This is a genomic window from Micromonospora sp. DT201 (genome assembly GCF_049841575.1).
In the GTDB taxonomy this organism is placed as follows: Bacteria; Actinomycetota; Actinomycetes; order Mycobacteriales; family Micromonosporaceae; genus Micromonospora.
This window is the reverse complement of the sequence record NZ_JBNCKP010000006.1, coordinates 136,233-149,740: the sequence shown is the minus strand read 5'-3', so window position 1 is coordinate 149,740 and position 13,508 is coordinate 136,233. Positions and strand designations below refer to the sequence as shown.

Here is a 13,508-nt window from a genome sequence, read left to right as displayed (position 1 = left end):
TACCTCAGAGGTATGAATATGACTCTGAGGTATATCGCTCACTATCGCATCCGCCCTGGCGGAGGTGACCGACGGTCGGTCAGCCGATCACGCTGTCGCTTCCGTGGCCTTCAACCGCAGCATGCTCCAGGACGCGGGTGGAAGCGTCAGCCGGACACCGGCGCCGGCCTGTTGCGCTGTGCCGTTGGGGCGCGGCGCCGCGTGGTCCGGGCCGTCGGGCGTGTTCTTGGCACCAAGGTCGGTGCCACCGACCGTGACGCACTCGACGATCCCGGTCACCTGGGCACCGCTGACGTCGACGGTCACCTCGGCAGGGGTGTCCGTGACGCGGTTGACGAGGAACACGGTCATCTCTCCGGTGCTCTCGTCCCAGGTGGAGACCGCGTCGACGGCGTCGACCTCGCCGTAGCGGTCGGTGGTCGTCGTGCTGCCGGCGCGGAGCACGTCGAGCACCGCCCCCCGGGCGTGCTGGGCGGTGCGGGCGAAGGGGTGGAAGATGGTCTGGCGCCAGGCCGAGCCACCCGGTTCGGTCATGATCGGTGCGATGACGTTGACCAGTTGGGCCTGGCATGCCGCAGTCACCCGGTCGCTGTGCCGGAGCAGGCTGATGAGCAGGCCGCCGACGACGACGGCGTCTGCCACGCTGTAGTGATCCTCGAGCAGCGGCGGTGCGACCGGCCAGTCCTCGCCGCTCGGTGGCGTGGACGGTGCGGCGGACTGATACCAGACGTTCCACTCGTCGAACGCAATCATGATCTTCTTGGTCGACTTCCGGATCGCCCCGACGGAGTCGGCGATGGCGGTGACGGAGTCGATGTACCTGTCCATGTCCTCGGCAGAGGCGAGGAAGCTGGGCAGGTCGTCGTCGACCGGCTGATAGTAGGCGTGCAGCGAGATCAGGTCGACGTCGTCGTACGCCTCGGTCAGCACGTCGCGTTCCCAGGTGCCGAACGTGGGCATGCCATAGTGCGACGAGCCGCAGGCGATGAGTTCGAGATCGGGATCGAACCGGCGCATCGCCTTCGCGGTCTGCGCGGCGAGACGCCCATACTCGGGTGCGGTCCGCGCACCCACCTGCCACGGGCCGTCCATCTCGTTGCCGAGGCACCACAGCCTGATCCCGTACGGGTCGGTCGCGCCGTTGTCGCGGCGCTGGTCGGCGAGGTGACTCCCACCGCGGTGATTGGCGTACTCCAGGAGGTCGACGGCCTCGGCGGTGCCGCGGGTGCCGAGGTTGACCGCCATGATCGGCTCGACGTCGGCCTTGCCGAGCCAGCGCATGAATTCGTCGAGCCCGAACGCGTTGGTCTCCAGGCTGTGCCAGGCGAGGTCGAGCCTGGCCGGTCGTTGGTCGACCGGGCCGACGCCGTCCTCCCAGCGGTAGGAGGAGACGAAGTTGCCACCCGGATAGCGGACCGTGGTGACGCCCAACTCCCGCACCAGCGCGAGAACGTCGCCCCGAAAGCCGTCCGCGTCGGCGGTCGGGTGCCCTGGCTCGTAGATGCCGGTGTAGACACACCGACCCAGATGCTCCACGAACGAGCCGAAGAGCCTGCGTGGCACCGGTGCGACGCGCCGGCGCGGGTCCAGGGTCAAGTGCGCCGTGTTCACGACACCACCCCGCTGACCGTTGGCCCAGGGTTGGCCCGTCGGTCCCGTGCGGACCCGGGCGGCAGCCCGTAGCGGCAAAGAGCTGGACTTTCGGTGCCGGCCAGGTGCTCCGGCGCTCCGTACAGGTGGGGGTTCAGGGCTGGCTCCTTCGTGCGAGGTTCCGGCGCCGAGGTCTCCGCAGCAGCGCCGAAACCGAGGGGTGGTGGGTCGGTGCGACCTCTGGACATCACGATGCCCGTCGATTAAGTTTTCGATCTATGTAAACGTTACCGATTACGTTTACGTAAGGGAACACGACGCCGATGATCAATGTTCGGGCCAGGCGGCCCTGAACCACGCCGCCGCACCGATCGGGTGTCGTGCTCCCCAGACCGCCTCGCCGCCACCACCCGCCTGCCGCCGTCTGTGTACGCGGTCAGGAGCACCGGGCGTCGTGACCGATGAGGCCGGATGAACACGTCGTTGCGGTGATAGGGGTGACCGGGTGACCACTGTGAAGCCAGAGACCGAGCCGGCCTACGTCGATGCGACCGCGCCGGTCGAGGATCGGGTGTCGGATCTGTTGGCCCGGATGACCCGGGAGGAGAAGCTCGCGCAGCTGGGCAGCACCTGGGCGTTCGCGGTGCTGGAGGGCGGGCGGTTCTCCGCAGAGCGGGCCCAGCCGATCCTCGGGCACGGCCTGGGGCACGTGACCCGCATCGCGGGAGCCACCAGCCTGAAGGCGGCGCAGGTGGCGCAGGCCGCCAACGCGATCCAGCGGTTCCTGGTGACCGAGACCCGGCTGGGGATCCCGGCGATCGTGCACGAGGAGGTGTGCTCGGGGGTGATGGCGCGGGACGCGACCATTTTCCCGCAGGCCATCGGGGTCGCGAGCACCTGGGCGCCGGAGCTCAACGGGCAGTTGGCCGACGCCGTTCGCGTGCAGATGCGCGCCGTGGGGAGTCACCAGGGGCTCTCGCCGGTGCTGGACGTGGTGCGTGACCCGCGGTGGGGTCGGACGGAGGAGACCTACGGCGAGGATCCGTACCTGGTGGCCCGGATGGGGGTGGCATTCGTCAAGGGCCTCCAGGGCGCCGATCTGGCGGACGGCGTCATCGCTACGGCCAAGCATTTCGTCGGTTACGGGGCATCCGAGGGTGGGCTGAACTGGGCTCCGGCCCACCTGCCGCCGCGTCTGCTGCGCGAGGTGTACCTCTATCCGTTCGAGGCGGCGGTCCGCGAAGGCGGGTTGCAGTCGTTGATGGCCGGCTACCACGAGCTTGACGGGATCCCGTGCCACGCCAACCAGGAGCTCCTCGGCGGCATCCTCCGCCGGCAGTGGGGCTTCACGGGAAGCGTGGTGTCGGACTACTTCGCCGTCAACGACCTCCACTCCTACCACCATTTCGCCCAGGACAAGCAGCAGGCGGCGGCTGTGAGCCTCACCGCGGGTGTCGACGTCGAACTGCCGGCGACGGACGCGTACGCGGACGCCCTCACGCGCGCACTGGACGCCGGCGAGGTCAGCGAGGCTCGGCTCGACGAGGCGGTCTCGCGGGTCCTTCGGCACAAGTTCGAACTTGGGCTGTTCGAGGATCCGTACGTCGACGAGGGCGCGGTCGTGTCGGCGGTGACTGCCGAGCGGCACCGCAATGTGGCGCTGGAGATCGCTCGCCGCAGCCTCGTCCTGCTCAAGAACGACGGCGCGCTGCCGCTGCTCCAGAAAGGAGGATCGGTGGCTCTCATCGGGCCCAATGCCGACGACGCCCGACACCTGCTCGGTGACTACTCGTTCGCGGCCCACATCGAGGCGTTGATCGAGGCGCGGAAGCGGCGGGGCCTGCTCGGCGAGATGATGACCATCCCGGACGATCTGGAGATCGAGGAGAGCACCGACGGTGTGCCCACGGTGCGCGACGAGCTCGTGGCCCGCCTGGGTGACCGGCTGCGCTACGTGCCGGGCTGCGATGTGGTCGATCCGTCGACGGATGGGTTCGGCGAGGCAGTCGCGGCTGCCGCGGCGGCCGATGTCGCCGTGCTGGTCCTGGGGGACCGCTCGGGGCTCACGCCAAGGGCGACCACCGGTGAGTCGCGGGACCGGTCCAGCCTGGACCTGCCTGGCGTCCAGGAAGAGTTGGTTCGCGCCGTCGTCGCCACTGGCACCCCCGTGATCGCAGTGCTCGTCGCCGGTCGACCCGTCGGCAGCGATTTCCTGCACGAGATGTGCGCGGCGGTGCTGATGGCCTGGCTGCCCGGGGAGACCGGAGCGCAGGCGATCGCCGAGGTTCTCCTCGGTGAGGTGAACCCGAGCGGAAAGCTTCCGATCTCGTACCCCCGTACCGTCGGCCAGATACCCGTCTTCTATGGCCACAAGGTGTCCGGCGGGCGGTCGCACTGGCACGGCGACTACGTGGATTCGCCGGTCACACCGCGATACTGCTTCGGCCACGGCCTTGGATACGCGCCGTTCGAAATCGACGAGGCTACGGTGCAACGTGCGGAGGTCCCCGCCGGAGACAGCGTTGGCGTCGAGGTCACGATCACCAACACCGGACACCGAGCTGGCGAGGAGGTCGTCCAGCTCTACGTCCGCGACCCGCAGGCATCAGTCACCCGGCCGGTGCTCGAGCTGAAGGGCTTCGCTCGCGTCTCGGCCGCCGCAGGTCAGCGGGTGGCTGTGCGGTTCGACCTGCCCACGGCTCAGCTCGGTTTCTACGACCGGCAGATGAACTACACCGTGGAGCCCGGTCAGATCGAGGTGTACGTCGGTTTCTCGTCCCACGAACGCACCCTCGCCGGCAGCTTTGTCATCTGTGCGGATGCGGACCGATCGGCGACGCCGAAGGTCTATTCGAGTACCGCCGAAGTCCGGGATCTGTGACACGTACTCCACGGCACCGCTCGGCCCAGCCGCAGGCGGATTGGAATCTGACTGACGGTGCTGGCGCCCGACACCACCGGGCCGACCAACCGCAGTAATTGGCGCTCTCTATTGGCCACTGAGAGTGACATCCGTCCACGTGTTGGTGGGGCCGGCTGCCGATGAGCCGCGCCCTCGCAGGCCTCCTGGTAGGACGGCCTTGTTGGGGTCGCTCACGGGCGAGAGGGTCTTGTGTTTGTTAACGCTCTCCGTTACGTTGGCAACACCCTGGAAACGTAACCGATAACGATTGCAGTCCAGAGGGAGTCGCATGATCGAGGTCAATGCGCCGGTAACAATGAGTGATGTTGCTCGAGCCGCCGGCGTTTCCACCGCCACCGTCTCGCGTGTGGTCAACGGGCATTACGGCGTCAGTGCCAACACGATCGCTCAGGTTCGTTCCGCCATCGAGCAACTCGGCTACGAGTCGAGTCTGGTGGCTTCGAGCCTCCGGCGCAGTCGCACCAACGTTCTGGGCCTCGTATCGCACAGCTTCCAGTCGTACACGGCCGAGGTGCTCAAGGGGGTGATGAAGGCGTTGAGTCGCTCAAGCTTCGACCTGATCATCTACGCAAACAGCGACCTCTACGGGTCGTATTCGGAGGGTTGGGAGCAGCGGCACGTCACCCGCCTGTCGGGCACCCTCACCGACGGGTGCATCGTTGTCACGCCCTGGGGCGAGGTGCAGAGCCGGACTCCGGTCGTTGCCATCGACCCGGTGCGGGGCTCCACGGCACCGTCGGTGACGGCCGACAACCTCGCGGGCGCCACCACTGCGGTCGAGTACCTGCTCGGCCTGGGCCACCGGCGCATCGGATTCATCGCGGGGCGCTCCAGCCTGGCGGCGGCGTGGTCGCGAGAGGAGGGCTACCGGGCGGCGCTGAACGGAGCTGGCATCCCGGTCGATCCGACGTTGATCGGCGAAGGGGATTTCAACCCCGAGTCGGCAGCCCCGTTGGCGCGTGCCCTGCTGCAACGGGCGGACCCGCCAACGGCGATCTTCGCGGCCAGCGACGGTATGGCCCTCAAGGTGCTGGAGGTTGCCACCGAGTTGGGCTTCTCCGTCCCCGTGGACCTGTCCGTCGTCGGGTTCGACAACATTCCGGAGTCGGTGTTGACCGAGCCTGGTCTGACCACTGTGGACCAGTCGATGTATCAGCTCGGATACGAGGCCGCGCGCATGTTGAAGTCACTGGTGACCGACGAATGGGAGGGGGCGCGCCAGCTAGTGCTTCCGACCAGCCTTGTCGTGCGCGGCTCGACCGCGCCACCGAAGAGCACGGCACGATCCTGACACACGGCCATCGGCGCGACCGTCCGGTCGCGCGCCGCACCGAACGATCACGTCAGGTGCGCCCGTGGCAAGACCGAAGGAGGTGTAGACGCAAACCCACGGCAAGATCCACCGATGAGTTGAGCCGGTCAGTCGGGTCGCATCCGCTGCCGGCGCATGAAAGGAGTGGAACGTGGCAATCCAACCGTACCATGGGCGCTTACGCCGATCGGGCGTGCGTCGGCTCTCGGCGGCGTTGGCCGCTGGAGTCATGTCAATCGCGGCGATTGTGATCGCCCAGCAACCGGCGAGTGCGGACACGCCGTGGCTAGAGGTCTCCCAGGACCGCTACGCCTCGTTCAGCGTTCCGGCCGCGTACATCCAGGAGCATCTGGGCGCGGTGTCGCAGGTCGTCGTCGAGGGCAACTTCGGTCCCTCTTCGATCATGGCGGAGTTCGGTCTGACCCGCCGCGGCGACGCGTGGTCGGGTTTCCTCGGCCAGCTCAACCCCGGTCTCTACCACTACCAGGTCACCGCCGACGACACCAAGAGCCTCAAGGATCCGACGAACAGCACCAGTGTGGCGTCCAACCCTCTCTGGAGCACCTTCCTCGTCGCGGGTGACTCGGCACGGTGGCTGGTGGACGCGCCGACGGGGGTCGGTGGCAAGGTCGAGACGCTTACCTACCGGACCAGGAACGGGGAGCGTTCCGCCCTGGTCTGGACACCTCCGGGATACGTGGCCAAGGGACCCAAGGGCCCCGGCGGTCCCAAGGATTATCCGGCGCTCTTCCTGCAGTCGGGCGAGGGCGTAGCCGCCACCGACTGGCTCGACCTCGGCCGAACCAAGCAGATCCTCGACAACCTCTCGGCCGAGGGCACCATAAAGCCGATGGTGGTCGTGATCAACGATGCCAACGGCTCGGACGACAAGGAGCTGAAGGACCTCCGGAAGGCGGTCGGCGACAGTTACCGGGTCCTGCGCGATCCGGCGAACCAGGCCATCGCCGGCGTGTCCGACGGCGCATCGCAGGCGCTGGAGGCCGCGTTCGCCGAGCCGGGTCAGTTCGCCTACGTCGGCTCGTTCTCGGGGCACTCGGCCCCGAACGTCGACGGGAAGGACGCCAAGGCGATCAACCGCAGCCTCAAGCTGCTGCGTCTGTACACGGGAAACGCGACCGACCCCGCGCACAACGCCACCTACCGACTGACGAAGGCCCTGGATCGAGCCGATGTCACGTTCGAGTTCGACGGGGTCAACCCGGACGGCGGTGCGAACTGGCGCACCTGGCAGGAGAACCTCGTCGACTTCCTGCCGCGGCTGTTCGGTCACGTGTCGGACCACGGCCCGAGCCCTGGTCACCAGCAGTTGAAGGGGGAGTTCACCCCGCCGCCGGCTGGCACCGCTCCGACGCCCTTCGTCAGCGAGGACGGGTTCGTCACCTTCGAGACCACCACGGAGTTCAAGGACGCTCAGCACGTCACGGTGTGGGCGAACTGGGCGCCGGGGGGCAGTTGGCTGCGCGTGCCGATGACCCGCGAAGGTGACCGGTGGCGATTGACCGTGGGGCCCCTGAAGCCCTGGTTCTACTACTACCGGCTGATCGTGGACCGGGTCGCGGTCAAGGACATCGCGAACCCGACGAAGGTGACCTCGGAACCAATGTGGAGCACTTTCTTCATCCCGGGGCCGGGCGCCCGCCTGTTGTCGGATGTGCCTGCCGACCAGGGCGGAAAGGTCGAGAGCATGACCTATTCCAGCACGGTGGCGGGCCAGGATCGCACCGCGCTGGTGTGGACTCCGCCGGGGTACGACCCGGATCGGGCGCAGCCGTATCCGGTGCTCTATCTCCAGCATGGCAGCGGTCAGAGCTACACGGACTGGGTCGAGATGGGCCGCGCCAAGCAGATCCTCGACCATCAGTTCCTCGACGGTGACCTGGTGCCGATGGTGGTCGTGATGGGCAACGGCAATTCGTCGAACTTCAACAGGGAACTGCTGGAGAACATCGTGCCGACGGCCCGTGCCCGTTACAACATCTCCAGCGAGTCGTCGCAGCAGGCGCTCGCCGGTCTGTCGATGGGCGGCGGGCAGGCGCTCGGGGTCCTCCGGGCCTATCCGGGTGAGTTCGCGTACGTCGCGGCGCTCTCGGCCGGGTTCGGCAGCGGCACCGGCGTCGACGTGGCGGCGATCAACAACGGGACCAAGATGCTGCGCCTGTACGTCGGTGACCAGACCGACTTCGTGTACCCGAGCTTCATGGCATCCCTGACCACCTTGAACAACCTCGGTATCCGCTACGAGTTCGACGGGGTGACTCCCGGGCCGCACGGCTGGGACGTGTGGCAGAAGAACCTCATCGACCTGGCGCCACGTCTGTTCAAGCGCTAGGAAGCCCGTCCAGGCGACGCCATCGGGAGCAGGGCCTCCTGCCCCGATGGCGCCGCTCGGACACGAGCGTGACGCGTTTCCAGAAATAAACGATCGGCCGAGGACAGGTCTGGGCGTACCGCCCCCGACCCGTCCCGGTCTATTGCCAACCCTCGATGTCGGCGCATGGACCCTTGCGTGCCGCGATCCCTGAAGGGAATAACGTCAATGAAGACGAGACGAATACTTGCCACGGTAGCCATGCTCGCGGCCGGGAGTGGCCTCGTCGCCTGCTCCTCCGACGAGGGCGGAAGCGACGCGAGCAACTGCACGAACAGCATCACCAAGAAGGAATTGCCGGTAGTGACGATGTGGGGCTGGTACCCCAACACGCAGCTCGTCGTCGACAACTTCAACAAGCAGAACAACGAGGTGCAGGTCTGCTGGACCAACGTCGGGCAGGGCAGCGACGAGTACGACAAGTTCCAGACGGCCATCTCGGCGGGCACCGGCGCGCCTGACGTGATCATGGTCGAGGCGGACCGGATCCCGACCTTCCAGATCCAGGGCGCGCTCGTCGACATCAAGAAGTACGGCTTCGACGCGGTCAAGGCCAACTACAGCGATGGTGCCTGGAAGGACGTGTCGGTCGGCGACGCGGTCTACGGTGTCCCGGTCGACGGCGGCCCGGCGGCGATGATCTATCGGAAGGACATCTTCGACAAGTACAAGATCACCCCGCCGAAGACCTGGGCCGAGTACGAGCAGGCCGCGCAGAAGGTGAAGGACGCCGGCGGCCCGCTCTTCGGCGACTTCGGCGCGAACGTCTCGGCGCTCACGATGGCGCTGCAGATCCAGAAGGGCGCCACTCCGTTCACCTACGATCCGGCGCAGCCGAAGTCGATCGGCGTGAAGCTCAACGACCAGGCTTCCAAGGACGTGCTGGACTACTGGGGTGGCCTCGTGAAGAAGGGCCTGGTGGGGACGCAGGACCAGTTCACCCCGGAGTACATCTCCGGCGTGATCAACGGCAACTACGCGACGTACATCTCGGCTGCGTGGGCCCCCGGCTACCTCACCGGCGCGGGCGTCGGCAAGGGTCAGGACACCGGCAAGTTCGCGGTGGCGCCGCTGCCGCAGTGGGATCCGGCCAACCCGGTGCAGGTGAACTGGGGTGGGTCGGCCTTCTCGGTGACCAAGCAGGCGAAGAAGCCGGAGCTGGCCGCGAAGGTTGCCTACGGGCTCTACGCCGACAAGGAGTCGCTCACCGACGGCTGGACCAACCAGATCATCTTCCCGCTGAACCTCACGGCGCTCAAGGATCCCGCGTTCATCGACCTGAAGGTGGCGTTCTTCAACGGCCAGCAGGCGAACAAGGAGGTCTACGTCCCCGCCGCCGACGCCTACAAGGGCGTCTCCTACGCCCCCTTCGGCCAGTACTACCTCGACGCCATGACGAAGCAGATCAGCGAGGTCAGCAAGGGCTCCGTCACCGGTTCCCAGGCTGCCGACCGGCTCCAGGAGGACGTGGCGAAGTACGCCAAGGAACAGGGCTTCACCGTTCAGTGAACCGAATGGGTGGGCCGCGCCGACACCGGGCGGCCCACCCTCGACCGTCGGCGTCCACGTCCCGGAGACCAAGATGACACTCCTAACCGAGAAGCGCGCACCGCGTGCTCACAATGAGTCGCGCAAGATCCGTGGCAAAGTGCACCTCCGCGAGCACCTGATGGGATGGCTCTTCGTCGGGCCGTTCGGGGTCGTCTTCCTGGCGTTCCTCATCGCGCCGCTGGGATACGCGCTGTACCTCAGCCTCTTTCAGAAGAAGCTGATCGGTGGCACCAGCTTCGTCCTCTTCGACAACTACGTGAAGGCGTTCACCGACCCGAGTTTCCTGTCCGGGGCGTGGTTCGTCATCCGTTTCTCGCTCGTCTCCATCCCGCTGCAGATCATCATCGCGCTCGCGCTGGCCCTCATTCTGGACGCGGTGACCAGCCTGTTCGCTCGCTTCTCCCGCCTGATGATCTTTCTGCCCTACGCGATCCCCACCGTCATCGGTGCGGTGATGTGGGGGTTCCTCTACAGCAAGGGCTTCGGCCCACTCACCGACATCTTCGGGCTGTTCGGTGCTACCGCACCCGACTTCCTGAGCAGCGACCTGATCTTCTACGGCCTGCTCAACGTCGTCACCTGGCAGTGGGCCGGCTACTACATGATCATCCTGTACGCGGCTCTGCAGGGAGTCGACCCGACGCTCTACGAGGCCGCCCGGATGGACGGCGCCGGACGCTGGCAGGTCGCGACGCGGATCAAGATCCCGCTGATCGCGCCCGCGCTGATCCTGATCCTGGTCTTCTCGCTGATCGGCACCCTGCAGTTCTTCAACGAACCGCAGATCCTGCGATTCCTCGCCGCCGGCACGATCGGGTCGGACTTCACCCCCAACATGTACGCGTACCAACAGGCGTTCTCGCTCGCCAACTTCAACTACGGGTCGGCGATCTCGTTCGCCCTCGGCGGCATCGTCTTCATCTGCGTGTACGCCTTCCTGTTCTTCACCCGCAAGCGGAGGAGCTTCCTGTAGATGACTGACCGCACCAGCGTCCGCGCAGGCGCCCGCCGACCGCAACGCTATCTCCCTCTGCAGATCCTCCTCGGCTTCCTGGTGATCTATTTCCTCGTACCGTTCTGGTGGGTCATCGTCAACAGCTCCAAGGACGCGCCGGGCCTGTTCGGTGGTGGTAACACCCTGTGGTTCACCGACCAGATCGACTACATCGGCAACCTCAAGCAGTTGTTCACCTACGACGGTGGCATCTACCTCCGGTGGATTCTCAACTCCACGCTGTACGCCATCGCCGGCGGAATCGGCGCCACGATCCTGGCGGTCATGGCCGGTTATGGGTTCGCCAAGTACCGGTTCGCTGCCCGGCGCTTCAGCTTCGCGATCGTGCTCGGCGCGCTGATGGTGCCGGCTACCGCTCTGGTCATCCCGACCTTCATCCTGTTCTCGCGGCTGGGTCTGACGAACACGGTGTGGGCGGTGATCCTTCCATCGCTGCTCAATCCGTTCGGCGTCTACCTGATGCACGTCTACGCCCGCGACGCGGTCCCCGACGAGCTCCTGGACGCGGCGCGGGTCGACGGTGCGGGGGAGATCCGTACGTTCATCCAGATCGCTCTCCCACTGATGCGCCCCGCGGTGGTCACTGTGCTGCTCTTGTCCGCCGTGGCGTCCTGGAACAACTACTTCCTGCCCCTGGCCATGCTCTCCGACAACCGGCTCTTTCCCGTCACCGTCGGCCTTGGCCTCTGGCAGGGAATCGCGTCCGCGAACAACGCGGGGACCACCTCCCTGTGGAGCCTGATCATCCTGGGCTCGCTCGTGTCCGTGATCCCGCTGGTCATCGCGTTCTTCAGTCTCCAACGACACTGGCGCGGCGGGCTGTCCGTCGGAGGCCTCAGGTAGGTCGCGCTCGCGCCACCAGCAATCCATTACGCAATGTGATGTGCCGCGTACCCCGCGGCCGGACGGATGACAGAGAGGTGTGCTGATGTCGACGACGAATCGGCCGTTGCGCAGCGAGCAGTGGTTCGGTGCCCAGGGCCGCAACGGGTTCATCCATCGGTCCTGGATGCGCAACCAGGGGTTCGCGGACGACGTCTTCGACGGGCGACCGGTGATCGGCATCGCCACCACCTGGTCGGAACTGACACCCTGCAACGCCCACCTGCGCGATCTGGCGGAGTCGGTGAAGCGGGGTGTGTGGGAGAGCGGCGGCCTGCCGCTGGAGTTCCCTGCGATGAGCCTGGGCGAGCCCCTCATGCGACCCACGACCATGCTCTACCGCAACCTGCTGGCGATGGAGTTGGAGGAGTCGGTCCGCGCCAACCCGCTCGACGGGGTGGTCCTGCTCTCCGGCTGCGACAAGACCACTCCTGGCCTGCTGATGGGCGCGGCGAGCGTCGACCTGCCGACTTTGATGATCACCGGCGGTCCGATGCTCAACGGCAAGTTCCGTGGTCAGGACATCGGCTCGGGCACGGTCGTCTGGCGCTTCACCGAGGAGATGCGTGCCGGTCGGATGACCGCCGCCGACTGCTCGGAGGCGGAGGTCGGCATGTCGCGCAGCCGAGGTCACTGCATGACCATGGGTACCGCCTCCACGATGGCCTGCGTGACCGAGGCGTTGGGCGTGCAACTGCCGGGGGCCGCCGCCGTACCGGCGGTCGACTCCCGGAGGTACGCGCTGGCGCAGGCCGCTGGTCGCCGGATCGTCGACATGGTCGAACAGGACCAACGACTGTCCACGGTGTTGACCCGGCAAGCGTTCGAGAACGCGATCCGGGTCAACGCCGCGATCGGCGGTTCCACAAATGCCGTCGTACACCTGCTCGCGATCGCCGGACGCCTCGGAGTCCCCCTGTCCCTGCAGGACTTCGACACCCTCACCGCCGAGGTGCCCATGCTCGTCAACCTGATGCCGTCCGGGGCGTACCTGATGGAGGACTTCGCCTACGCGGGCGGCGTCCCGGTGGTGATGAACGAGATCGCCCCGCTGCTGCACCTGGACCACATCACCGTCAGCGGGAAGAGCGTGGCCGACAACATCAGCGGGGCCCAGTGCTGGAACCGGGACGTCATCGGCACCCTGGACGAACCGTTCCAACCGGCCGGCTCGGGCACCGTGGTGCTGCGCGGGTCGCTCGCGCCGTCCGGGGCGGTATTGAAGGTCTCCGCCGCCTCGGCCCACCTCCTCAAGCACACCGGACCGGCGCTCGTCTTCGACCGCATCGAGGACTACGTCGTCGCAGCCGACGATCCGGATCTCGACGTCACCCCCGACACGGTGATCGTGGTACGAAACGCCGGCCCACGCGGTTACCCCGGCTTCCCGGAGGTGGGTAACGTGCCCATGCCGCGGCGGCTGCTCGCCGACGGCATCACCGACATGGTGCGGATCTCCGACGCCCGCATGAGCGGCACCGGGTATGGCACCTGCGTCCTGCATGTGGCCCCGGAGGCGTCCGTGGGCGGTCCTCTCGCGCTGGTCCGTACCGGCGACCTGGTCCGGGTCGACGTCTCGACCCGGCAGTTGGACCTCCTGGTCGACGACGTGGAACTCGCAGAACGCCGCGCAGCCTGGCAGCCACCACCGGTGGCGGCCGACCGCGGATGGACGCGGCTCTACAGCGAGCACGTGCTGCAGGCCGACGAGGGTGCCGACCTCGACTTCCTCGTCGGTGGCAGCGGCAGCGCCGTGCCCCGCCACTCACACTGACCGCCGCCCACCGTACGAGGCCCACGGGCTCCATCACCTGCCTGTCGCCGAGCGGGAGCCCCAGCGTGTGGC

Annotated in this window: 8 protein-coding genes; 7 read left to right on the top strand and 1 reads right to left on the bottom strand. The window is 66.9% G+C overall.

Annotated elements, in window-relative coordinates; all coding sequences use genetic code 11:
* Nucleotides 1-87 precede the first annotated feature (87 nt).
* Nucleotides 88-1,611, bottom strand: a complete 1,524-nt coding sequence (locus tag ACLQ28_RS14030; protein ID WP_425686684.1) for an alpha-N-arabinofuranosidase — start codon at nt 1,609-1,611, stop codon at nt 88-90.
* A 484-nt stretch (nt 1,612-2,095) separates the two neighbouring features.
* Between ACLQ28_RS14030 and ACLQ28_RS14025 the strand changes: the two genes are divergently transcribed.
* The 7 genes from ACLQ28_RS14025 to ACLQ28_RS13995 all read left to right on the top strand — a co-directional run bounded on the left by ACLQ28_RS14025 (nt 2,096) and on the right by ACLQ28_RS13995 (nt 13,436).
* Nucleotides 2,096-4,471, top strand: a complete 2,376-nt coding sequence (locus tag ACLQ28_RS14025; RefSeq protein WP_425686683.1) for a glycoside hydrolase family 3 N-terminal domain-containing protein — start codon at nt 2,096-2,098, stop codon at nt 4,469-4,471.
* Nucleotides 4,472-4,781: 310 nt separating this feature from the next.
* Nucleotides 4,782-5,804 (top strand): LacI family DNA-binding transcriptional regulator, encoded by a 1,023-nt coding sequence (locus ACLQ28_RS14020; protein WP_425686682.1) that lies wholly within the window; start codon nt 4,782-4,784, stop codon nt 5,802-5,804.
* A gap of 250 nt (nt 5,805-6,054) precedes the next feature.
* Nucleotides 6,055-8,175 (top strand): alpha/beta hydrolase, encoded by a 2,121-nt coding sequence (locus ACLQ28_RS14015; RefSeq protein ID WP_425686681.1) that lies wholly within the window; start codon nt 6,055-6,057, stop codon nt 8,173-8,175.
* Between the two features lie 207 nt (nt 8,176-8,382).
* On the top strand, nt 8,383-9,723 hold the full coding sequence (locus tag ACLQ28_RS14010; protein ID WP_425686680.1) for an ABC transporter substrate-binding protein: 1,341 nt from the start codon (nt 8,383-8,385) through the stop codon (nt 9,721-9,723).
* A gap of 73 nt (nt 9,724-9,796) precedes the next feature.
* A complete protein-coding gene (locus ACLQ28_RS14005) occupies nt 9,797-10,738 on the top strand; it encodes a carbohydrate ABC transporter permease (RefSeq protein ID WP_425686679.1) in 942 nt (313 codons plus the stop codon).
* The gene (locus ACLQ28_RS14000; RefSeq protein WP_425686678.1) at nt 10,739-11,623 is read left to right on the top strand and encodes a carbohydrate ABC transporter permease; all 885 of its coding nucleotides are present in this window, start codon (nt 10,739-10,741) and stop codon (nt 11,621-11,623) included.
* Nucleotides 11,624-11,708: 85 nt separating this feature from the next.
* Complete coding sequence (locus ACLQ28_RS13995) at nt 11,709-13,436, top strand: IlvD/Edd family dehydratase (protein ID WP_425686677.1); 1,728 nt, start codon at nt 11,709-11,711, stop codon at nt 13,434-13,436.
* The last annotated feature ends 72 nt before the right edge of the window (nt 13,437-13,508 follow it).